The organism is Sphingomonas sp. ASY06-1R, assembly GCF_052180265.1.
In the GTDB taxonomy this organism is placed as follows: Bacteria; Pseudomonadota; Alphaproteobacteria; order Sphingomonadales; family Sphingomonadaceae; genus Sphingomonas_I.
Window position 1 is genome coordinate 228549 of record NZ_CP197464.1, and the last position, 22626, is coordinate 251174.

A 22626-nucleotide genomic window follows, 5' to 3' on the forward strand; every position below is an offset into this window, starting at 1 on the left:
GCAAATGGCATGAGCGACGAGCAGGAAAAAGGGTCCGCAACACGGGTGGTCGAGGCGGGGCGGCGCAAGGCGTGGACGCAGGGGATCGTCAGTGCGCCGGTGTGGCGCGCATCGACCATGTTGTTCGATACGGTCGGCGACCTGCGGGATGCCACGCGCCGGCCCGATGACGGCCTCTATTATGGTCGCCGCGGCAGCCCGACCCAATGGTCGCTTGCGGACGCGCTGACCGCCTTGGAGCCGGGCGCGGCCGGCACGACGCTCCATGCATCCGGCCTGGCGGCCATCACCACCGCGCTGCTGGCGGTGCTGGAGCCCGGCGACGAACTGCTGATGACCGATTCCACCTATGAGCCCACGCGCACATTTTGCGACGGCTTGCTGAAGCGGCTGGGGATCGCCACCCGTTATTATGATCCCTGTGTGCGGGGCGACGGGATCGCGGCGCTGTTCGGCCCGAAAACCAAGGCGATCTTCCTGGAAAGCCCCGGCAGCCTGACGTTCGAGGTGCAGGACGTTCCCGCGCTGTGCGCGGCGGCGCGGGCGCGCGGCGTCGTCAGCCTGATCGACAATACCTGGGCGACGCCGCTGCTGTTCCCGGCGATCGAACGCGGGGTCGACATATCGATCCTCGCCTGCACCAAATATGTCGTGGGGCATTCGGACGTGATGATGGGATCCGCGACCGCACGGCCGGGCCTGTTCGAACGCGTCCGCAAGACCAGCCAGGTGATGGGCCAGTGCGTCAGCCCGGACGATGCCTTTCTGGCCAGCCGGGGCCTGCGGACGATGGCGGTGCGGCTTCGCCAGCATGGGGCGGCGGCCCTGGAGATTGCGCGCTGGTTGCAGCGTCAGCCAGGTGTCGTCACCGTATTGCACCCGGCCTTGCCCGATACGCCGGGCCACGATCTGTTTGAGCGGGACTTTCTGGGCGCGGCCGGATTATTTGCCTTCGCCATCGATGGCGATGATGACGCCCGGGTCCGGCTGGTGGATGCATTGCAGCATTTCGGGATTGGTTTCTCGTGGGGCGGGTTTGAAAGCCTGGCGCTGCCGATCGATCCGGAGCGGACGCGGACGGCGGTTCCCTGGCGATCGCCGGGCAAAATGATCCGGCTGCAAATCGGTCTGGAAGACACGGCTGATCTGATTTCCGATTTGAATCAGGCACTCCACGCTGCCGCGCAGCAAGGATAAATCAGGGCTGCCCTGAGCTGGGCGAAAGCTGTTGCACGCGTGCAACAGGCGGATTGTAGACGATCGGCAAGACGTGGTTAAAGATTGTGCTTCGCAGCACTTTGGCTCAGGACAGCGAGGTCGGTACGTAGCCCCCCCGCTCATTCAGAGGCAGAGGTGCGGGCGCCATCGACGCGCAGTGGAACTTGACGCAATTCGCGAGAAGGACTTTCCATGCGCACCACCCTCACCGGGCTCTCCCTATTTGCCGCCGTCGTGGTGGCCGCACCTGCTTTGGCGCAGGATGCCCCGGCACCCGCCAGCGATTTCACTATCACCGGCGGCGCCGCGCTGACGAGCGACTATCGCTTTCGTGGTGTTTCCCAGACGGACAAGCATTTCGCCATCCAGGGCACGATCGGCGTCACCCATTCGTCGGGTTTCTACATCGGAACCTGGGGCAGCTCGATCGACGATTATGTCGCCAACGGCAGCGACCAGGAAATCGATCTGTACGGCGGCTATAAGAAGACGATCGACGGGACGACCGTGGATGGCGGCCTGCTTTATTATTATTATCCTGGTTCGCACGGCGCGAATACGGACTTTTTCGAACCCTATTTCAACGTTTCGCACACGTTTGGACCGCTCAGCGCCAAGGCCGGCCTGAATTATGCGTGGAAGCAGCACGCCCAATCCTGCACCTTTGATCCCCGCTGCGGGAACAAGGCCAAGGAAGACAGTCTCTACACCTATGGCGAGCTCTCGGGCGCCATTCCCAACACCGGCGTCACCCTGACCGGCCATGTCGGCGAAAGCTGGGGGCGCTCCTACCTGACCAACGGGCTGAAGAATTACACCGACTGGAGCGTGACCGCGGCCTACACATGGAAGGCGCTGACGTTCAGCGTCGCCTATGTCGATACCGATTTTAAAAAGGGCGAGTTCTCGGTCAACGGCCGTAACGAAGTGCATGGCGGCGTAGTGGGGGCGGTCGCGGTTGCCTTCTGATCCTCGCGCCGGCGCAAACTTTTAGCGCCGGAATGATGTGGTCGGCCGAGTGTGGCGATTGTGCCGCACTCGGCCCTTTTTGCGTTGGTGCCTATGGCAGTGCAGCATAACCATCCCCACGTTCACCGTGCCGCAATGCGGTAGATCGCACCGAGCCGGTGCAAAAAATTTCATGGCGGTTGAAACCGAATCCCGGGAATGGAGTTTAGCCGCACATCAGAGCGGTTGGAGCGTTCAGTTACTCAGGGTTCTGATCCGAGACATTTCGGCAACAGTCCACATTTTTGCGCGGTTGCGTAGAACCAGGGCAGTGTTTAGGGGTTTTGAGTACCTGACACGCTCCTAATGAAGGAAAAGGGGATACAAATGCGTAAACTAGCCATGATGGCCATATTGGCATCGTCGGCACTCGCATCGCCCGCCATGTCCAAAGACAAGGCTTGGTATGTTGGTGTTGAAGGCGGCGGCATCATCGTCGAGAAGACCCACATCAACATCGGCGCGGTCGATAATGCTGACACTGTCAAGCACAAGAACGGCTTGTTCGATGTCGATGGCATTGTTGGTTATGACCTTGGTATGCTCCGCCTCGAAGCCGAGGTCGGTTACAAGCGTACCGAAGTAAAGTCGCACACGACGACCACGACGCTCAACGGTTCGCCGGCTGGCGAATATCGTAGCTCGCGCAGTGGCAACACGTCGGTCCTCAGCTTCATGGGCAACGCGCTCCTGAACTTTGGTGATGACGACGGTATTCAGGGTTATGTCGGCGGTGGTGCCGGTGTTGCTCGTGTTCACTACGGCATCTACCGCCTCGACGGCGGCAACTGGTTCCTCGACGGCAGCGACACCCGCTTCGCCTTCCAGGCAATTGCCGGCCTGCTCTACCCCGTCAGCGACCATGTCGATGTCGGTGTGAAGTATCGTTGGTTCAACACCTTCGGCGTTCGCGTTCGCGGCAGCACCGCCAACGCTCTGGCCGGTGGCGACTCCACGGCGCGCTATCGCTCGAACAGCTTGCTGGCGAGCCTAGTGTACAACTTCGGCGAACCGGCAGCACCGCCGCCGCCGCCGCCGCCGCCGCCCCCGCCGCCGCCGCCTCCGCCCCCGCCGCCGCCGCCGCCTCCGCCGTCGGTAACGCCTGGGCCGTTCATCGTGTTCTTCGACTGGAACAAGTCGGATATCACGCCTGAGGCAGCTTCGATCCTCGACAACGCGGCACAGGCCTACAGCACGACGGGCAACGCCCAGATCATGCTGGCCGGCTACACCGACACGTCGGGTTCGGCGAACTACAACCAGGGTCTGTCGCAGCGTCGCGCTGACTCGGTTAAGGCTTATCTCGCTGGCAAGGGTATCCCTGACGGCGTGATGACCACCCAGGCATTCGGTGAGACTCGTCTTCTCGTCCAGACTGCCGACGGTGTGCGCGAGCCGCAGAACCGCCGTGTGGAGATCACCTTCGGCCCGAACTCGGGTCAGTAAGGCACGCTCCTTCGGGACAAAGATTGGGGTCGGCCAGCAATGGCCGGCCCTTTTCTTTTGCCTGGGCGGGATGGGGTTGTGTGCGGCGTCTGGGGCCGTGGGGTCAGTGCTGCTACTGCCGTTGGGTGCGCTTCGGGGCCGGTGTCTGGCGCGGTTTGTGCGCCTTGGTGGTTGGCAGACGGGAGGTCGCCAAGCCGCGGAATGGACTCCAGCCCGCGTTGGGGGTGACGGTGATATGTGGGGGCGGGGGTCCTTTTGATCCCGGCGGTGTTTGGTCTCGGCTAGCCAGCCGACGTTCTGAAGTCGCCCGATTCCCGACGCGAACCGGGTTGGCCGTTTCTCTGTTCGCTCCTGCCTTTATTCCCGTCACCCCAGCGAAGGCTGGGGTCCATCGGGTCGCGGGCTGTGTCGCTCCGGCTGGCGGATGCGCCGCCAAGCCGCGGAATGGACCCCAGCCTTCGCTGGGATGACGGTGGTGGTGGTGGGGGGCGGGGGTCCTTCCATTACGTCCGCTGGCGCCTGGTCGGGCGGCTGGCCCTCCCAACGGGCATGATCCCGGAGCGGGCCAAGCTCGTGGTGGCCACGTGCTACAGCCCTTCTTTCTGTCACCCCAGCGCAGGCTCGGGTCCATCGGGTCGCGGGCTGTTGTCGCTCCGGCTGGCGGGTGGTCGGCGCGGTCCTACGCGCCTTCGTTCGTTGACGGGGTGCGCCGCGTGAGACTTTGACGGCCTCACCCGTCAAGGTCGCGACGGATCAGCGTAAGGGGTAGCGGGCGACGGCGTCGTAGACCGCGCCTTCGCTGCCGAGGTGGCTTTCGAACAGGCAGAAGGCGTCGAGCGTGAGTGGCGCGCTGGTCAAGGCGGCGGTGCGGGCGAGGAAGGGGGCGACGGGGCCGGCGTGGCGGCCCATGCGCGCCAGCGTGATGTGGGGCGTGAAGGCGCGGGGTTCTGGAGGCAGGCCGCAGGTAACGAGCGCGCGATCGACGCGTTTGTGGAGCGTGGTCAGCGCCGCGTTGGCGGCGATGCCGGCCCATAATGTGTTCACGTGGCCCTTGTGATCGAAGGTGCCGACGCCGGCGAGCACGATTTCGGGCTGGGGATGGTCGATCCTATTGAGCGCGACCGCGATATCCTCCGCCTGAGCGCCATCAACTTCGCCGATGAAGCGCAGCGTGAGGTGAAGCTGATCGTCCGTCTGCCAGCGTGCGCCGGGCACGCCGCCCATCACATCCAGCAGCTGCAAACGAAGCGGCCGCGGCGGCCGGAGCGCAACAAACAGCCGGTGCATGGGCCCGTCTTAAGAGAATGCGCACATGGCTGCACCCGCTTTTGCTTGAAAAGCGTTCGAACCACGACAATATTGAGGATGCGCCGTTTGTGGCGCGTAAGGAGCTATTTCGAGATGGCAAACTGGTCCGACCCCTGGACGAACGGCGCTGCGACCGCATCGGTCGGCACGCGGCCCGCGGCCCATGACGCGGGTCTCCGGTCCTATATGCTTTCGGTTTACAATTATATGGCATCGGGCGTGCTGCTGACCGGCATTGTCGCCCTGCTGTTCGCCAGCAGCCCCTATATGGGCCTGCTCTTCTCGCCGCAGGGCAAGCCTTCGGGCCTTGGCTTGATCGTGATGCTGGCGCCGATCGGCCTGGTGTTCGCCCTGAGCTTTGGCATCAACCGCATCAGCGAGACGACTGCCAAGGCGCTGTTCTGGGCCTATGCCGTCCTGATGGGCCTGTCGCTCTCGACGGTCCTGCTGGCCTATACCGGCACGTCGGTGGCGCAGGTCTTCTTCGCCAGCGCCGCCGCGTTCGCGGGCCTCAGCCTGTGGGGCTACACGACGAAGAAGGATCTGTCGGGTTTCGGCACATTCCTGATCATGGGCGTCGTTGGCATTCTGGTCGCCAGCCTGCTCAACCTGTTCTTCCAGTCCGAGAAGATGCAGCTGGTCATCAGCGTGCTCGGCGTGCTGCTGTTCGCGGGTCTGACCGCTTATGACACGCAGAAGATCAAGAGCATGTACTATGCGGTGCAGGGTTCGGACTTCATGGGCAAGTCGGTGATCATGGGCGCGCTGACGCTGTACCTCGACTTCATCAACATGTTCCTGTTCCTGCTGCGCCTGTTCGGCGATCGCCGCTAAGCGAAGCGACAGACGAAAATGGGAGGCCCCGCTTCGGCGGGGCCTTTTTTTGTGCCTGTTGTGGGGTGGGACGGGGTGGCTTTGAAAGGATGGGCTTTCGCCTCCGGAGACCACCCCGGGAGGGCTTCGGCAGGCACCGTTCGTCTCGAGCGCGATCCGCGTATCGAGAGATCCCCACCAATGCCTCGATACGCGCCCTCGATACGCCCTGCGGGCAACTCGGTCGCTACTCGGCACGAACGGATGCGTCTAAACCTGTTCTATTCGAGTAAGGAAGGACCGTGGGGTGGGCGCCCTGCCATAGCCCGCGATCCCGGCCTTCGCCGGCATGACGGGCCGAGGGCCTAAGCGAGGTGATCCTTGAGGAAAGCGAGGGCTTGCAGCCAGGCCTGGTTGTAGGCGTCGCCCTGGAACTGCGCCACGGACGGGAGGCGCAGGACGGGGATGGGCAGGTCGGCGATGCGATCCGCGCTGAAGGTCACCGCCGCGCTCAGCTGCGGCTGGGGCGAGGCGGCGACGCGTTCGACCAGCGATGCGCCCCAGCCGAGGCCGATCGCGGCGACCTTGCCCGTGGCATAGGCATTGCTCGCCAGCCAGTGGACGGTCGCGACCGCTTCCTCCAGCGAGGCGAGCCTGGTCGGCGCGCAGGCGACGAAGCCGGCGGCGGCGAGCTGATCGCACAGGCTGCGGGTGAAGGCGTCGGCGCCCCGGACATCGTGGACGACCATCACCGCCGCCTGCGGCCCATGCGCCTTGGGCGGGATCGCCATATAGCCGTGGAGGTCATGGCCGGGACCGGGCCAGCGGATATTGGCGGTCTTGGGCGGGGGCGGCGCCTTGGCGGCGAACGCCGGGATAGCGGCCAAGGCGGCGGCGCCGGTGAGGAGGGCGCGACGGCTGGCCTGCCAGCTTCGGCCGGCCGCAGCCGCGTCCAAATCCGCACAGGGGCCATCCCGCCTCGCCATATCGCCGCGCCCTCTTAGAAGCTCATCTCGTCATAAACCCGGCTGACGTCGCCGTTCCAGTCGCCATGATAGCGATCGAGCAGGCGCTGGGCCGGAACCTTGCCGCTGGCGATGATCTCCCGCAGCGGCTCGAGGAAGCCGGTCTCATCATCGCCCATGGCGTTGCGCCGCTTGCGCGCGGCCAGGCCCTTGTGGGCGATCGCCAGGATTTCCGACCCGAGCTGCTGGAAGGTGCGCCCGCGCGGGCCGCGTGCGGCGAGGCCGAGCCTGGGCACTTCGGCGCGGATGCGGTGATGATCCTCGATCGTCCAATGCTTGACCTCCTGCCAGGCGGCATCGAGCGCATCGTCGTCATACAGCAGGCCCACCCAGAATGCGGGCAGGGCGCAGATCGTGTTCCATGGCCCGCCATCGGCCCCGCGCATTTCGAGGAAGCTCTTCAGCCGCACCTCGGGAAAGGCGGTCGACAGATGATCCGTCCAGTCGGCGATGCGCGGCTTTTCGCCGGGCAGGACGGAGAGATTGCCGTCGAGGAAATCGCGGAGGGAAAGCCCGGCCGCGTCGATATATTTGCCGTCGCGGAAGACGAAATACATCGGCACGTCGAGCATGTAATCGGTGTAACGTTCATAGCCGAAGCCGTCTTCGAACACGAACGGCAGCATGCCCGTGCGGTGCGGGTCGGTATCCGTCCAGATATGGCTGCGATAGGAGAGGAAGCCGTTGGGCTTGCCTTCGGTGAAGGGCGAGTTGGCGAAGAGCGCGGTGGCGAGCGGCTGGAGCGCCAAGCTGACGCGGAACTTCTTCACCATGTCCGCCTCGCTGCCATAATCGAGGTTGGTCTGAATGGTGCAGGTGCGCAGCATCATGTCCAGCCCGAGGCTGCCGACGCGGGGCATGTGGCGCAGCATAATCTCGTACCGGCCCTTAGGCATGATCGGCAGATCCGCGCGCGTCTTGTCCGGCCAGAAGCCGAGGCCGAGGAAGCCCATGCCAAGCTTGTCGCCAATCTCTTTCACCTGGGCGAGGTGGCGGCCGGTTTCGGCGCAGGTCTGGTGGAGATTGTCGAGTGGCGCGCCCGACAATTCGAACTGGCCGGCGGGTTCCAGGCTGACCGCGCCGTCCGGGCCGGACAAAGCGATGATATTGTCGCCCTCGTAAATCGGCTCCCACCCGAATTTGGTGAGGCCGATCAGCAGCGCGTGGATGCCGCCCTTTTCCTCATAGGAGGGGGCGTGATGATCGCCGACGGCATAGACGAACTTTTCATGCTCCGTCCCGATCCGCCAATTTTCCTTGGGTTTCTCGCCCTTTGCGAACACGCCGATCAAATCGGCGCGGCTTTCGATCAAGGGGTCTGGACCGGCCTCTGCCGTGCGCGTCGTCATGTTCGGCGCGATAGCATGGCCGCAGGCGGATACTAGCGGTATCCGCCACAGATCGTTGCAAGAAGGGGAACGACGAGGCGGTGCCGCCACGCGCTCGATGCACCGGCCGGGGCTAGCGCCAATCGCCGGCGAGCGTCATCCAGGCCGCCAGCGCCGCTGCCGCCGCCGTCTCCGCGCGCAGGATGCGCGGGCCGAGCGAGGCGCCGATCGCGCCGGGGGTGGCGCGGATCGCATCGCGCTCGTCGGGCGTGAAGCCGCCCTCCGGCCCGATCAGGATCGCCGCCGGGCCGGGCCGGGCGACGTCGGCAAAGGGCAGGCCGCCGGTCTCGTCGGCGAAGATCAAGGCGCGGTTCGGGTCCCATGCTTTCAGCAGGGCGGCGAGCTTGGCCGGCGCCGCCAGTTCGGGCAGCGCGGTGCGATCGCATTGTTCGCTTGCCTCGATCATGTTCGCGCGCAGCCGATCCAGGTTGAGCCGATCGACGATCGTGCGCTGCGTGATCACCGGCTGGAGGCGGGCGGCGCCAAGCTCGGTCGCTTTCTCGACCAGCCAGTCGATCGGCCCTTTCTTGATCGGCGCGAACAGCAGCCACAGATCGGGCACCGTTTCCCGCGCGCGCAGCTGGCCGGTGATCCGCAGCGTGATGTGGCGCTTGGCGGTATCGGTGACCTCGGCCAGCCATTCGCCGGTACGATCGTCGAACAGGCGCACCGGATCGCCCGCCTTCAGCCGCATCACATTGCCGAGATAATTGGCCTGTGCGCCGTCGAGCTGAAGGGTGGCGGCATCGTGGAGCGGCTGATCGACGAACAGGCGCGGCGTGCTCGCGGGCGGCCAGGCGGGGGTGGCGGGCATCGGGCGGTTGTAGGGAGGGGGTGTCGGTTCGTCACCCCCTGTGGGGTGCGGGGAGGGTTCCGTGGATGCCAGCCTGCGCTGGCATGACGCTTTGCGGTTATTGCGCGGGTGGGCGTGGGGCGCCACCGGCGGCGGCGCGGGCGGCCTGGCGCTCTTCGGGGGTGAGGATGCCGTCATGGTTGGCGTCGACCGCGTCGAAGGCGGCGGCGGCCTGGGCCTGGGCCTCGGCAGCGGAAACCTTGCCGTCATGATTGGCGTCGGCGGTGGTGAACATGCGGGTGACGCGCGCGACCATGCGCGGATTGTCGCCCATCGCCTGGGTGAAGGCGGTGATCTCGTCCTGGGTGATGAAGCCGTCCTGGTTGCGATCGAGCTGGCCGAAGATCAACGCCGCGCGCTGCAACGCATCCGCCTTGGTCTGGGCATTGGCCCAGCTGGGGCGGGTGCCGCCGGCGGGGGCATCCTGCGCCAGAGCGGGCGTGGCGATCAGCATCGGCAAAGCGACGAGCAGCAAGCGGGACATGGACGAATCCTTTTCAACCTGGTCGGACCATGGCACCGCGCGCCCCAACCGCCGATGAACGGCTTCCGTCGGCCGCGCGATTGGGGCAGGACGGCGCCATGGCCCCGCCGACCTCCATCGTACCAGATAGCGAGCATCGCGGCCTGCTGAACCTGCTGCCGCAGCGCGCGCGCGATCTGGTGCAGCTGGCGCGGATCGATCGGCCGATCGGGATCTGGCTGCTCTTCTGGCCGGGGGCCTGGGCGGTGGCGCTGGCCGGACACGCCTTCGATCGCTGGGATCTGATCGCGTGGTTCGCGCTGGGGGCGGCGGCGATGCGCGGGGCGGGCTGCGTGTATAACGATATCGTCGATCGCGATCTGGACGCGCAGGTGGCGCGCACGCGCGAGCGGCCGGTGGCGAGCGGCCGGGTATCGCTGTTGCTCGCCTGGGGCTGGCTGTTCGCCTTGTGCATGATCGGGCTGATCGTGCTGCTGCAGCTGAACGGGCTGGCGCAAATCGTCGCGCTCGGCAGCCTGGCGCCGGTCGCGGCCTATCCCTTCATGAAGCGGATCACCTGGTGGCCGCAGGCGTGGCTGGGGATCGTCTTTTCCTGGGCGTGTCTGGTCGGCTGGCCGGCGGCGGCGGGGCGGATCGAGCCGGCGATGCTGTGGCTCTATGCCGGATCGATCTTCTGGGTGCTGGGCTATGACACGATCTATGCGCTGCAGGATATCGAGGATGATCGGATCGTCGGGGTCAAATCGTCCGCGCGCGCGCTCGGTCGCCATGCTCGCGCCGGGGTGACGGCCTTCTACCTGATCGCGCTGATCCTGTGGGGCCGCGCGATCTGGAGCGTACGGCCGGAAGCGCTGGCGCTGGTCGCCTTGCTTCCGGTCGCAGGCCATTTGCTGTGGCAGGCGGCGGGGCTGAAGCCCGCGGACGGGGCGGATGCGCTGATGCGCTTCCGCTCCAACCGCTTTGCCGGGCTGTTGCTGTTCCTCGCCTGCCTGGTGGTGGGGACGGCCAGTCGGGCCTGATCGTTCAGGCGGCGAGGCGATCGATTTCGGCAGAGGCGCTATCGATCGCGTTGGCGCGGCCCTCCGGCCCCATCATCACGCCTTCCGCGACCACGAATTCGGGTGTGATGCCGATGAAGCCGAACACCGCCTTCAGATAGGATTCGGTATGTTCATAGGCGGCGTGGGGCGTGCCTTCGCTATAGAGGCCGCCGCGTGACAGGGCGATGATGACGCGCTTGCCGCCGGCAAGCCCCTTTTGACCTTCGGGGCCGTAGCTGAAGGTCTCGCCCGCAATCAAGATGCGGTCGAGCCAGGCCTTGAGCTGGCTGGGCAGCGTGAAATTATACATGGGCGCGCCGATGACGATCACGTCGCTGGCGAGAAACTGGTCGAGCAAAGCGCGGCTGTCGGGCGACGCGGCCGGCAGCAGGCCAAGCGTGAGATGCGCGATCGGATCGGCGGCAAGATCGCGATAGCGGATCTCCAGCGCCGGATCCGCGGCGCGCAGGCGATCGACGATGCCGGCCGAAAGCTGGCGGCTGACCGAGCCGTCGCCGGTGATGCTTGAATCGAGATGGAGCAGTTTCATATTGGAGGCCTTTCCGGTATCAGTTTGTAACCGGGGCGGGATATGTGACTGCATGGCCGAGCCCCGCAAGGAGGCACTATTTTGTTACCCGAGCACATGGATGATACCGTGACGGACGATGCGTTCGCGCGCTGCCAGCAGGCCTTGCCAATCGGGAATAGCCCGCGCTGCCGCAGTATCGCGCCGATCCTGCAGCGGATCGGGGACAAATGGAGCATCCTGATCGTGATGATCCTGGCGCGCGGGCCGCGTCGCTTCAACGAGCTCAAGCGCATGATCGAGGGCATTTCGCAGCGCATGCTGACCTTCAACCTGCGCGGGCTGGAACGCGACGGATTGGTAAGCCGCACCGTCTTCCCGACCATTCCGCCGCGCGTCGATTATGAGCTGACCGATCTGGGCAAGTCGCTGTGCGGGCCGATCGTCGCGCTGGGCCAATGGGCGGAGGCCAATTATGACGAGATTGCGGGATCGCGCGAGGCTTTCGACGCCAAGGCCGCCGAATAGGCCGCTTCCGCTTCCGTTTGCGCGCATGCATCCCTAAGTGCGGGTCATGTTCTCCGTCTCCGAAGCCGAAAACCGTGTCGCCGATCTGGTTGCCGCCGCCCAGCGTGCGGGCGCCGATGCGGCCGACGCCGTCTATTACCGCAATGCCTCGACCGAGGTGCAGGTGCGCCTGGGCACGCTGGAAGATGTCGGCCGATCCGATGGTGAGGAGATCGGGCTGCGCCTGTTCGTCGGCAAAAGATCGGCGAGCGTTTCCTCTTCCGATTTGTCGGGCGACGCGCTGAGCGCGCTGGTCGAAAGGGCGGTGGCCATGGCGCGCGAGGCGCCGGACGATGACTATGCCGGGCTGGCGCCTGCCGATAGGCTGCTGACCGGAGAGGCGATCCATATCGACGGCGACGATGGCGCCGATCCCGCGCCCGCCGAGTTGAAGGCGCGCGCGCTCGCCGCCGAAGAAACCGCGCGGGCGATCGCCGGCGTGACCAATAGTGAGGGTGCGGGCGCCAGTGCCGGGCGCACGCTGATGGCGCTGGCCACCTCGACCGGCTTTGCGCGCGGCTTCGTGACCTCGGGCTATGGCTGTTCGGCCAGTGTGATCGCGGGCGAGGGCGCCGGCATGCAGCGCGATTATGCCTATCATTCGGCGCGCTATCTGAGCGATCTGGAAGCGTCGGAAGAGATCGGGCGGCGCGCGGGCGAACGCGCGGTCAAGCGGCTGAACCCGGGCAAGCTCGCCTCCGGCCCGATGCCGGTCGTGTTCGATCCGCGCGTCGGATCCAGCCTGATCGGTCATCTTGCCGGGGCGATCACGGGCGCGGCGATCGCGCGCAAGACCAGCTTCCTGCTCGGCAAGCGCGGCGAGCGCATCTTCGCGCCGGGCATCACCATTCGCGACGATCCGCACCGCTTGCGCGGGCTGCGCAGCCGCGCCTTCGACGGCGAAGGCCTGCCGACCGCGCCGATCGACATCGTCGCCGATGGCGTGCTCCAGACGTGGCTGCTCGACAGCGCATCGGCGCGCCAATTGGGCGAACAGCCGACCGGCCACGCCACGCGCGGCGGCAGCGGCGCGCCCGGCGCGGGGACGAGCAACATGTTCCTGGAAGCGGGCACGATCTCGGTCGCGGACCTGATCGGTGACATCACGCTGGGCGTGTTCGTGACCGAGCTGATCGGCCAGGGCGTCAACGGCATCACCGGCGATTATAGCCGCGGCGCCTCCGGCTATGCGATCCGCAACGGGCAATTGGCCGAGCCGGTGGCGGAGATAACGATCGCCGGCAATCTGACCGACATGTTCCTGGCGCTGACGCCGGCCGACGATCTGGAATTCCGGCGGGCGATGGATGTGCCGACAGTGCGTATCGACGGGATGACCATCGCCGGTGCCTGACGCGCTGATCGACGCGGTGGCGGCGGCCGCGGCCGAAGCCGGCCAACTTGCGCTCGATCGCTGGAAGACGGACTTTCGCCGCTGGGAAAAGGCCGCCGGCAGCCCGGTGTGCGAGATCGATCTGGCGGTCGACGAACTGCTGAAAGTGCGGCTGGCGGCGATCGATCCCGATGCCGGCTGGCTGTCCGAAGAGACCGCCGACAATGATGCGCGGCTGAGCAACCGGCGGCTGTGGGTAGTCGATCCGATCGACGGCACGCGCGATTATCTGCGGGGGCGGCCCGGCTGGTGCGTGTCGGTTGCGCTGGTGGAGGATGGCGCGCCGATCGTGGGCGTGCTGGACGCACCCGCGCGGCAGGAAAGCTGGCGCGCGGCGGCGGGCGAAGGCGCCACCTGCAACGGCACGCCGCTGCGCGCATCGATGCGGCTGGAACTGCCGGGATCGCGCGTGCCGGCCGATACGCTGCCGCGGATCGACGAGGATCTGATCGCGGTGCCGCGCGCCAATTCGATCGCGCTGCGCATTGCGATGGTCGCGGCCGACCAGGCCGATCTGTGCGCGAGCCTGCGGTGGGGCAATGAATGGGATATCGCCGCCGCCGCGCTGATCGCGCAGGAAGCAGGCGCCACCGTGACCGACGCGCTGGGTACGCAGATCCGCTACAATAGCGATGCGGCCGAGGCGTTCGGCGTGGTCGCAAGCGCGGCCGCGATCCACACCGCCGCCGTCGCCCGCCTGGCGGAGCGCGCCAGCGCGGCCAGCATCCAGCCGCGCTGAGCGGCGTTCGGCAGCGCACTGGCGACCTGTGGAGGGCCGGCCGAAGCAACAGGAAATAACCGCACATCCGCGATAAAGGCGCTAGGGCATCATGTCCGATACCGGGCGTAAGCCGAGGCCGCCGCGCATCCCGCATTCCCAACCAAAGGTTTATCGCAAAAGGATATTGTCGGCCGCGTGCGCGCCGCGCGCGCGTGCGGCGCGATGGCTGCCCTGTGCCGTCATTCTGTCGCTGTGCGTTCCGGCGCCGGCAATGTCCGCGGTACCCCGCACCTATGATGTTCCATCGCTTCCGTTGATCGAAGCGCTACGCCGCTTGAGCGAGCATACGGGGATCACCGTCGGCGGCAGCCGAATCGATCCGGCGCTGCGCAGCCGCGCCGTCCGGGGGCGGATGTCGGTGGAGGCGGCGCTACGGCATTTGCTGATCGGCACCGGGCTGCGCGCGGTCAAGGTCGGCGCCGGCAATTACCGGCTCGATCCGGCCGCGACAGCCCGCCCTGCGCCGCCCGCCTTGGCGGCGCCGCTGCCGGAGCAGGAGATTATCGTGACCGCGACCAAGCGGGCCCGGCGCCTTTCCCTGATGGACGGCAATGTCGAACGCGTGGATTTTGCGACGCCGCTGGGCATCCAGGCAAGTCATGGCAGCGCGAGCGATCTTGCCGGCCGTCTCCCATCCCTGTCCTCGACCGCGCTTGGCCCGGGCCAGAACAAGCTGTTCCTGCGCGGCATCGCCGACACCAGTTTCACCGGTCGGACGCAGGCGACCCTGGGCGAATATCTGGGCGAAGCGCGGATCAACTTCAACGGGCCCGATCCCGGCCTGCTTCTGTACGATGTCCGCAGCGTCGAGTTGCTGAAAGGGCCGCAAGGCACGCTGTACGGCGGCGGCACGCTGAGCGGGGTGCTGCGGATCGAGCCGGAACGCCCGGATCTCGTGCGCTGGTCTGGCTTCGTCGACGCAGCGCTGACGGGCACGCAGCATGGCGGGATGGGCAGCGCGCTGGCGGGCGTGATCAATGTGCCGCTGGCGGTGGATCATGCGGGCTTGCGGCTGCTGGGATATCGACGGGACGACGCGGGCTATATCGACGATGCCGGGCGGGGCATGCGGGACGTCAATCATTCGCGCACGGTGGGCGCACGCGCGCAGGCGCGGGTGAAGGCGGGCGGGTGGACGGTCGATCTGCTGGGGGCGCACCAGACCATCAAGACGGACGACGGCAATTATGCCGTGGCCGGCGTTCCTCCGCTGACGCGTTCGACCGCATTGGCGCAGCCGGCCGACAATCGCTTCGATCTCGTCAATCTGCAGGTGCATGGGGGCCTTGCGGGCATCGATCTCCTGTCCACCACATCCGCGCTGCGGAACGATCTTTCCGCGACCTACGATGCAAGCGTCGTGGCGGGTGAGGCGGCGGCCTTCGTCAACGCGCGCGACATCAAGGCGCTGAGTCACGAGACGCGGCTCACGCATTCGTCGGCTGATGGTTCGGGCTGGATCGTCGGCTTTGCCGGGCTCATACAGGATGAGACGACACGGCAGCGGGCGGACGCGCCGCTGGCGGCGATCTATAATCTCACCTTCGATAGCCGCCGCGTGGACGTGGAGCTGTTCGCGCAGGCGTCGCATCGTTTCGGCCGCTTCCTGCTGACCGGGGGCGCGCGGCTGACGCGATCATGGGTGGACGGAGATACCGACATCACGCTGCTGCCGAGCGAGCAGGCCTTTCTGCATCGGCATGACATCCATCCATCGCCGATGGTGCAATTGTCCTGGTTCGGCAGCGACGCACTCACGGTCTCCGCCAGTTACCGTCAAGGCTTTCGTGCGAATGGCGTGACCGTCTTTCGGTTGCCGACCGGTATCTACCCGACCGACCGGCTGGTCTCCCCCTATCGATCCGACGCGGTGCGCGTGCTGGTCGTGGATGGCAGCTATCGGACGAAGGGCGCGCACCCGCTGGCACTGACAGCCGCGCTCTCGCTGGTCGACTGGAGCGGGATCCAGGCCGACTATATCTTTCAGACCGGCTTTCCGGTGACGGTGAATCTACCCAGCTCCAACCTGACGAATCTGGATCTTTCCGGCAGTTGGCAATTGCGCTCCAATCTTTCGATCAGCGGCGGAATATCACTGACCACCGCCATATCCGCCGTGCACGGCGATGGCGCGATCGAAGAAGTGGCGAGCGTGCCGCACGTTGCCTGGAACGTCGAGGCCGCCTGGTCGCATGCCCTGGGAGATGGATATCGGCTCGGGATCGAAGGACGGGTGACGTACCGCGGCAAATCCCGGCTTGGTTGGGGCGACTTGCACGATATCGAGCAGGGCCAGGTGGTCGACGCCAGTCTGGCCGCACGGCTGGCACGCGGGCGATATTCCGCGTCGCTGACGATCCAGAATCTGGCCAACGATCGATCCAGCCTGTTTGGATATGGCAATCCCTTCACATTCCAGAACGAGCGGCAAATCACGCCCTTGCGGCCGCGATCGGCGACGCTGGGCCTGCGCGCGGATTTCTAGGCAGCGGAGGGGGCACGCGCCATGGAGCCCAGCCTGCGCTGGGGTGACGGTAGGTTGTGGCTGGTTGCGTGCGTCTTCCTTGAAAGGCGATGCAGGGTCGGGAAACCGGCGCTGGCCCGGTCAGTCCGCATTGTCGAATTTGCGGACTTCGATCGTTGCTTCGTCATAGCTGTCGAGCAAGCGGGCGTTGATGCCCATCTTGCCGAAATCCTCGCCCAGCGTCTGCCAGTGGGTGCCGCAGCCGCAGGTGGGGCAATGGTGGATGCCGATCAGGCGATCGCCCCAGATATAGGCCTTGGTCTCGCCGGAAATCCGGACCTGGTCCGGCGGATAATATGCGACACGCCAGGCGGTGCGGCGGCAGAGCGAGCAATTGCAGTCCGCCACCCAATCCGGCTGGCGGGGCAGCGTGATCTGCACGTTGCCGCAGTGACAGCTTCCCCGAACGCTCATCGCGGTCTTGTACCGCGATTTCGGGATGGGTGCTATTCGGGCGCGATCTTGGGCACGCCCAGGCGGGGCAGATCGATGGCGGGGCAGCGGTCCATCACGACCTTCAGGCCGGCGGCTTCGGCGCGGGCGGCGGCCTCTTCGTTGATCACGCCGATCTGCAGCCACACCGATTTGGCGCCGGCGGCGATGGCTTCGTCGACCGCCTCGCCCGCGGCCAAAGGACGGCGGAAGATATCGACCATGTCGATCGGCTCACCGATCTGGGAAAGCTCCCGCCAAACATATTCGCCATGGACGCGCTCGCCCGTGATCTGCGGGTTCACAGGCAGGACGCGATAGCCCCAATCCTGCAGCACGCGCATGACGCGGTAGCTCGGCCGATCGGGCCGATCGGACGCGCCGATCAATGCGATCGTGCGTGTCTCCTTCAGGAGCTGGGCGATATCGGCGTCGTGGGTCAGGGGCATAAGGCTAGAACGATGGAGCCGCCGATGGGTTCAGCCAGTGCAGCACGGCATCCGCCACACCGCCAAATTGCGCCGCGTCGGGCGTGCCGGCATCCGACGCCTTGCGGATATCGATCGACAGCGGGATGCGGCCGATGAAGGGCAGGCCCAGCCGGGCGGCTTCCGCCTCCGCCCCGCCCTGGCCGAACGGATCGGAAATCTCGCCGCATTTGGGGCAGGCATAGCCGGCCATATTCTCGACGATGCCGATGATCGGCACGCTCGCCTTGGTGAACAGATCGATCGCGCGTTCGGCATCGATCAGCGCCAGATCCTGCGGGGTCGACACGATCACCGCCGCGGCCGGCTTATGCTTCTGGATCATCGACAATTGCACGTCGCCGGTGCCGGGCGGCATATCCACGATCAGGATTTCGGCCGCGCCCCAATGGGCGTCGACCAGCTGATCCAGCGCCTTGCCCGCCATCGGCCCGCGCCATGCCACCGCCTGGCCGGGTGCGACCAATTGGCCGAGCGACAGCATCGGCACGCCCGATTTGGTCTGCACCGGAACCAGCTTGCCGTCATAGGCGTCGGGCTTCACGTCGGCGTCGAGCAGGCGCGGCTGCGACGGGCCGTAAATGTCCGCATCGACCAGCCCGACCTTCACGCCCTTGTGCAGCAGCGCGATCGCCAGATTGGCGGCGACGGTCGATTTGCCGACCCCGCCCTTGCCGCTGGCGACCGCGATCAGGCGGACACCGGCGGAGCGTTCGGCGGTCAGGGCGACGCGGACTGCCTGGACGCCGGGAAGGGCGAGCAATTCGGCGCGGGCGCGCTGCTCGATCGCATCACGCGCGTCGGCATCGAGCCCGCTCACGTCGATCACCGCATCCACGGTGCCGCCATTCTGGCGGGGCACGGCGGCGCGGCGGGCGGAGATGAGGCCGTGGCCGGAGGCGGGATCGATCACGCGCTCCAGCGCGGCGGCGAGAGGATTTTGGGAAGCCATGCGCTGCCCTAGGCCGGGATCGGCGAGGACGAAAGCGGTGGCGTGCGTCTATCGTTTGCGCGGCAGCAGCCAGCCGCTGTCGCTGAGCCAATCGAACAGGCGGTCGGGCCAGTGCTGGATCGACACGCGTTCATTGTGCATCGCCATGTTGAAGCCATGATCGGTATCGGCGAACAGATGCAGCTCGGCCGAGACCTTGGCCTCGCGCAGCTGGTTGTAGAGTGTCATCGCGGGAACGACGCAGCAGGGATCCAGCGTGCCCGCCGCCAGGAAAGCGGGCGGCGCCCCCGTCACCTGACGCGCGGGTATCCCGAGCGGCCCGGGATAGACCAGGATCTGGAAATCGGGCCGGGCGCTCTGGCGGTCGATCGCGTCCAGGGGCCAGCTGCGTGCGGGTTCCGGATTGTCGGCGGTGAGCGAGACAAGTTCCCCGCCGGCCGAAAAGCCCATCATGCCGATCCGGTGCGGATCGAGGCCGTAATCGGCGGCGTGGGCGCGCACCCAGCGGATCGCCCGGCGCGCATCGGCGGCGGCATCCCCCTCGATCGAGTAGGTCGATCCGGCCTCGCGGGCGAGGCGATATTTGAGCACGAATACGGTCAGCCCGAAGCGGTTGAGCGTGCGCGCCGGCACCATGCCTTCGTTGACGAAGACGAGCATGCGATGCCCGCCGCCAGGTGCGACCACGACCGCCGCGCCATTGGCGTGGACCGGATCGGCCGGAAAGACGGTCAGGTTCGGGCTATGGACGCTGCGGACATAGGTGTTTTCGACGATTTCGGGATTGTCGGCATGGGCCTGTGCGCCGGGGGCACCGTTTGGCCAGATCGGCAGCGATTGCGGATCGGCCGCATCGGCGGAGGCGGCGCCGAGCAGGAAGAAGAGCAGGATCGTCAAACGGGCGCGCATCGGCATTTTCCCTTCGCCGTCACTATGCGGCACCGGCCCGTGGCGTCATTACGACCTTTGTCGCGGGTTTCGCCCGGGGACCAACGGCGTAGGACCTGACCATGCGTATCCTATCCCTGTTGCTGGCATCGGCCGCGTTGCCCGGTCTTGCCGGGGTTGCCGCGGCGGCCGGCCCCTCCGTCCTGCTGACCGCACCGGCCGAGCCGAGCGCGATCACGGTGAAGGGCGTCGGCGACGGCCAGGCGGACGATAGTGCCGCGATCCAGGCGGCGATCGATGCCGCCGCCGCCAGCAAGATTGGGGAGGGCATCGTCTTCCTGCCGTCGGGCCGGTACCGCATCAGCCGGACGCTGGCGATGTGGCCGGGCGTGCGCCTGTTCGGGGTCGGCAAAACCCGCCCGGTGATCGTCCTGGGGGCCAACACGCCCGGCTTTGGCGAAGGGCTGGGGACGATGGTGATCTTCAGCGGTTTCAACCCCAGCCGGCCGACGCCCAATGGGCAGCCGTTCAAGGTGCCGGTGCCGCCGCTGGGCAGCGTGCCGTTCAACGACAAGATCGCCGACGCCAATTCCGGCACTTTCTATTCGGCGATGAGCAATGTCGACTTCGAGATTGGTGACGGCAATGCCGGCGCGGTCGGCATTCGTTTCCACACCGCGCAACATGCCTATCTCAGCCATATGGATTTCCGCATCGGATCCGGCCTGGCGGGCATCTATCAGGTCGGCAATGTCGGCGAGGATCTGCACTTCTACGGCGGGCGCTACGGCATCCTCGCCGAAAAGACCTCGCCTGCCTGGCAATATACGCTGATCGATTCCACCTTCGATGGCCAGCGCGATGCGGCGATCCGGGAACACGAAGCCGGCCTGACGCTGGTCAACACCACCATCCGCAACACGCCCGTCGGGATCGACATCGACGAAGGCTATGGCGACTGGTTCTGGGGCAAGAATGTCCGGTTCGAGAATGTCTCGAAAGCGGGCATCATCATCAGCAACGAAAATAATGTCTATACCCAGATCGGGTTCGACAATGCGGTCGCGCGCAACACGCCGGTCTTCGCCCGCTTCCGCGACAGCGGCAAGACGGTGGCCGGGTCCGGCAGCGTCTATCAGCTCAGCCGCTTTACCTATGGCCTGGTGGTGCCGGGGCTTGGCCAGACCGGCCATTACGAAACCAGCATGGACATGAAGCCGCTGCGCGCGCTGCCCAAGCCGGCCAAGCGTGCGGTGCGGCTGCTGCCGCCGGTGGCATCCTGGTTCAGCGTACGGGCCGGCGGCGCCAAGGGCGACAATATCACCGACGATACGCGGGCGATCCAGCGCGCGATCGATACACATGACGTCGTCTATTTCCCGGCCGGTTTTTACGTCGTCACCGACACGCTCAAGCTGCGGCCCAACAGCGTCCTGATCGGGCTGCATCCCGATCTGACCCAGATCGTCCTGCCGGATCGCACCCCCGCTTATGCCGGCGTCGGATCGGCCAAGGCGCTGATCGAAAGCGCCAAGGGCGGCGCGGCGATCGTCTCCGGCCTGGGCCTGGCGACGGGTGGGATCAATCCGCGCGCGACCGCCTTGTTGTGGAAGGCGGGGGTGGATTCGCTGGTGCAGGACGTGAAGGCGCAGGGTGGCCACGGCACCGGCCTGGCCGACGGCACGCGCTTCGACCCGTACAACGCCAATCATTCGTCCGATGCCGATCCGCAGAAACGGTGGGAAGCGCAATATCCAAGCTTCTGGGTGACGGATGGCGGCGGCGGCACGTTCAGTGGCCTGTGGTCGCCCAACACCTATGCCCAGTCCGGCTTCAAGGTCTCCGACACCAGCACGCCGGGCTATGTCTATGAACTGTCGAACGAACATCATGTCCGTTCGGAAATCGTGCTCGACAATGTCCGCAACTGGGAATTCCTGGCGCCGCAGACCGAAGAGGAAGTGGGCGAGAGCCAGGATACGATCGCGCTGGATATCCGCAATTCGCGCGACATCTTGTTCGCCAACTTCCACGGCTATCGCGTCACCCGATCGATCAAGCCCGCGGTGGCGGCGATCCGGCTGATCAATTCGGCCGACATCCGCCTGCGCAACGTCCATGTGAATGCCGAAAGCGGCTACAGCTTCTGCGACGATGGCGGTTGCGGCACCTATTTGCGGGTCAGCAAATTCCCGTATGAAAATTCGGTGCGCGACGCGACGCGCAAGCTGGACGTGCGCGAACGCGAATTCGCGGTGCTCGACCTGCCGGGCGCTCCGCCGCCGGCCGCTGTGGCCGGGCCCGCGGTCGAGAAGCTGGAAGATGGTTTCTATTCCATCGCCGGCGCGGCGGTGGACGCGAACGGCAAGCTCTATTTCATCGATCGTCGCTTCCAGACCATCTATGGCTGGGAGCAGGGCCAGGGCCTGTCCATCGTGCGCGACCAGACGCTGGATCCGGTCAACCTGACGGTCGATCGCTCGGGCAATCTGATGGTGCTGTCATCGGACGGGCCGAAGGCGACGGTCTACAGCTTCGATCCCAAGGCGCCGGGCGACGATATCACGCTGATCGCGCCGACGCCGGTGAAACAGCGGCGTGACGCCCGCGTCGCGGTGCCGGCCAATTTCTGGAACAATGGCGAGTTCCGCGACCAGCTGGACGTGCGGACCTATCGCTTCACGACGCTCGGCGAGATTTTCGCGCGCGATGCCGGCCAGGCCAAGGCCAACGAATATGTCTCGCCCGACGGCAGCGTCGTCCTGCCCGCCTTCCGCGTCTATCAGCAGGGGCCTGCCAATTTCCTGGGATGGCGGTTCTCCGACACGCTCGACACCTATGGGTTCGTGACGGCCAAGCCGGGCGAGCGCGTGTTCGTCAGCAATGCGACCGAGGGCAAGACCTATAGCGGTGTCGTGTCCGCCGATGGCGCTTTGTCAGACCTGCGGCCCTTCACCAATCGCGGTGGCGAGAGCGTGGCGAGCGGGCCGGACGGCCGCGTCTATGTCGCGAACGGGCAGATCTTCATCTATGACGCGAACGGCCAGGAAGTCGGCAAGATCGACGTCCCCGAGCGGCCGTTGCAGCTGCTGTTCGGCGGCAAGGACAAGCGTACGCTGTTCATCCTGACCCATCACACCCTGTATTCGGTGCGGATCTGATCGACCGCCCGGCGCCAGACGACCGGGCGGACCCCTGGGCCTCAGGCGGCGGCAGTCTCGCGTGTCGGCGACCACATGGCCGCTTGCGCCGCGATGGCGACCTGCGTGCGGTTGCGCACGTTCAGTTTGCGCATCAGGGCGGTCATGTGCGCCTTCACGGTCGCCTCGGCGATGCCGAGATCATAGGCGATCTGCTTGTTGAGCAGCCCGGAATGCACGCCCTGCAAAACCTTCATCTGCGTCGGCGTAAGCTCCGCAAATCCGGCAGGCCGGAATTCCGGCTCGATTTTTGAAATGACACCCATAGCAACCCCTCACCGGTTCAAGA

General features: G+C 66.1%; 21 protein-coding genes. 10 read left to right on the plus strand and 11 right to left on the minus strand.

The features are described from left to right. Positions 1 to 9: 9 nt before the first annotated feature. From metC to ACSBM8_RS01215, 3 genes are all read left to right on the plus strand, one after another. Entirely contained in the window at positions 10 to 1197 is a 1188-nt protein-coding gene (metC, locus tag ACSBM8_RS01205; RefSeq protein WP_442679855.1) for a cystathionine beta-lyase, read from the plus strand. 213 nt (positions 1198 to 1410) lie between these two features. After that, positions 1411 to 2187, plus strand: a complete 777-nt coding sequence (locus ACSBM8_RS01210) for a TorF family putative porin (RefSeq protein WP_442679856.1) — start codon at positions 1411 to 1413, stop codon at positions 2185 to 2187. 366 nt (positions 2188 to 2553) lie between these two features. Further along, a complete protein-coding gene (locus ACSBM8_RS01215; RefSeq protein WP_442679857.1) occupies positions 2554 to 3672 on the plus strand; it encodes an OmpA family protein in 1119 nt (372 codons plus the stop codon). Between the two features lie 753 nt (positions 3673 to 4425). Here the strand turns inward: ACSBM8_RS01215 and thpR are convergent. Then, positions 4426 to 4959: an RNA 2',3'-cyclic phosphodiesterase gene (gene thpR, locus ACSBM8_RS01220; protein WP_442679858.1), complete on the minus strand. Its 534-nt coding sequence runs from the start codon at positions 4957 to 4959 to the stop codon at positions 4426 to 4428. A 114-nt stretch (positions 4960 to 5073) separates the two neighbouring features. Between thpR and ACSBM8_RS01225 the strand changes: the two genes are divergently transcribed. Further along, entirely contained in the window at positions 5074 to 5814 is a 741-nt protein-coding gene (locus tag ACSBM8_RS01225; protein ID WP_442679859.1) for a Bax inhibitor-1/YccA family protein, read from the plus strand. Between the two features lie 344 nt (positions 5815 to 6158). On the opposite strand, the gene ACSBM8_RS01230 is transcribed toward ACSBM8_RS01225, so the two are convergent. The 4 genes from ACSBM8_RS01230 to ACSBM8_RS01245 form a co-directional block, all read right to left on the minus strand. Next, a complete protein-coding gene (locus ACSBM8_RS01230) occupies positions 6159 to 6779 on the minus strand; it encodes a dienelactone hydrolase family protein (protein ID WP_442679860.1) in 621 nt (206 codons plus the stop codon). A 14-nt stretch (positions 6780 to 6793) separates the two neighbouring features. Further along, positions 6794 to 8167 carry a glutamate--cysteine ligase gene (locus ACSBM8_RS01235; RefSeq protein WP_442679861.1) on the minus strand — a complete coding sequence of 458 codons (1374 nt, stop codon included), beginning with the start codon at positions 8165 to 8167 and terminating at the stop codon, positions 6794 to 6796. A 112-nt stretch (positions 8168 to 8279) separates the two neighbouring features. Then, a complete protein-coding gene (locus tag ACSBM8_RS01240; RefSeq protein ID WP_442679862.1) occupies positions 8280 to 9020 on the minus strand; it encodes a 16S rRNA (uracil(1498)-N(3))-methyltransferase in 741 nt (246 codons plus the stop codon). A gap of 97 nt (positions 9021 to 9117) precedes the next feature. After that, positions 9118 to 9543 (minus strand): EF-hand domain-containing protein, encoded by a 426-nt coding sequence (locus ACSBM8_RS01245; protein WP_442679863.1) that lies wholly within the window; start codon positions 9541 to 9543, stop codon positions 9118 to 9120. A gap of 98 nt (positions 9544 to 9641) precedes the next feature. Between ACSBM8_RS01245 and ubiA the strand changes: the two genes are divergently transcribed. Next, positions 9642 to 10562 carry a 4-hydroxybenzoate octaprenyltransferase gene (gene ubiA, locus ACSBM8_RS01250; protein WP_442679864.1) on the plus strand — a complete coding sequence of 307 codons (921 nt, stop codon included), beginning with the start codon at positions 9642 to 9644 and terminating at the stop codon, positions 10560 to 10562. 4 nt (positions 10563 to 10566) lie between these two features. On the opposite strand, the gene ACSBM8_RS01255 is transcribed toward ubiA, so the two are convergent. Further along, positions 10567 to 11133 (minus strand): FMN-dependent NADH-azoreductase, encoded by a 567-nt coding sequence (locus tag ACSBM8_RS01255; protein ID WP_442679865.1) that lies wholly within the window; start codon positions 11131 to 11133, stop codon positions 10567 to 10569. A gap of 108 nt (positions 11134 to 11241) precedes the next feature. On the opposite strand from ACSBM8_RS01255, the gene ACSBM8_RS01260 reads away from it, so the two are divergent. The 4 genes from ACSBM8_RS01260 to ACSBM8_RS01275 all read left to right on the plus strand — a co-directional run bounded on the left by ACSBM8_RS01260 (position 11242) and on the right by ACSBM8_RS01275 (position 16338). Further along, the gene (locus ACSBM8_RS01260) at positions 11242 to 11640 is read left to right on the plus strand and encodes a winged helix-turn-helix transcriptional regulator (RefSeq protein WP_442679866.1); all 399 of its coding nucleotides are present in this window, start codon (positions 11242 to 11244) and stop codon (positions 11638 to 11640) included. A gap of 46 nt (positions 11641 to 11686) precedes the next feature. Then, the gene (locus ACSBM8_RS01265) at positions 11687 to 13033 is read left to right on the plus strand and encodes a TldD/PmbA family protein (RefSeq protein ID WP_442679867.1); all 1347 of its coding nucleotides are present in this window, start codon (positions 11687 to 11689) and stop codon (positions 13031 to 13033) included. After that, a complete protein-coding gene (locus ACSBM8_RS01270) occupies positions 13026 to 13811 on the plus strand; it encodes a 3'(2'),5'-bisphosphate nucleotidase CysQ (RefSeq protein WP_442679868.1) in 786 nt (261 codons plus the stop codon). Before ACSBM8_RS01265 ends, ACSBM8_RS01270 begins: the two co-directional genes overlap by 8 nt. 253 nt (positions 13812 to 14064) lie before the next feature. Next, entirely contained in the window at positions 14065 to 16338 is a 2274-nt protein-coding gene (locus tag ACSBM8_RS01275) for a TonB-dependent receptor domain-containing protein (RefSeq protein WP_442679869.1), read from the plus strand. Positions 16339 to 16458: 120 nt separating this feature from the next. Here the strand turns inward: ACSBM8_RS01275 and ACSBM8_RS01280 are convergent, their stop codons facing one another. The 4 genes from ACSBM8_RS01280 to ACSBM8_RS01295 are packed head-to-tail and all read right to left on the minus strand — an operon-like array spanning position 16459 to position 19158. Then, positions 16459 to 16791, minus strand: a complete 333-nt coding sequence (locus ACSBM8_RS01280) for a GFA family protein (RefSeq protein WP_442679870.1) — start codon at positions 16789 to 16791, stop codon at positions 16459 to 16461. A gap of 32 nt (positions 16792 to 16823) precedes the next feature. Then, positions 16824 to 17258, minus strand: a complete 435-nt coding sequence (locus tag ACSBM8_RS01285) for a CoA-binding protein (protein WP_442679871.1) — start codon at positions 17256 to 17258, stop codon at positions 16824 to 16826. Between the two features lie 4 nt (positions 17259 to 17262). Further along, positions 17263 to 18249, minus strand: coding sequence for an Mrp/NBP35 family ATP-binding protein (locus ACSBM8_RS01290; protein ID WP_442679872.1), 987 nt, complete (start codon positions 18247 to 18249; stop codon positions 17263 to 17265). Between the two features lie 48 nt (positions 18250 to 18297). After that, positions 18298 to 19158, minus strand: a complete 861-nt coding sequence (locus tag ACSBM8_RS01295; RefSeq protein WP_442679873.1) for an alpha/beta hydrolase — start codon at positions 19156 to 19158, stop codon at positions 18298 to 18300. A 101-nt stretch (positions 19159 to 19259) separates the two neighbouring features. Between ACSBM8_RS01295 and ACSBM8_RS01300 the strand changes: the two genes are divergently transcribed. Next, positions 19260 to 22298 carry a glycosyl hydrolase family 28-related protein gene (locus tag ACSBM8_RS01300; protein ID WP_442679874.1) on the plus strand — a complete coding sequence of 1013 codons (3039 nt, stop codon included), beginning with the start codon at positions 19260 to 19262 and terminating at the stop codon, positions 22296 to 22298. Positions 22299 to 22339: 41 nt separating this feature from the next. On the opposite strand, the gene ACSBM8_RS01305 is transcribed toward ACSBM8_RS01300, so the two are convergent. Then, positions 22340 to 22603 (minus strand): helix-turn-helix domain-containing protein, encoded by a 264-nt coding sequence (locus tag ACSBM8_RS01305; RefSeq protein ID WP_442679875.1) that lies wholly within the window; start codon positions 22601 to 22603, stop codon positions 22340 to 22342. Between the last annotated feature and the right edge of the window lie 23 nt (positions 22604 to 22626).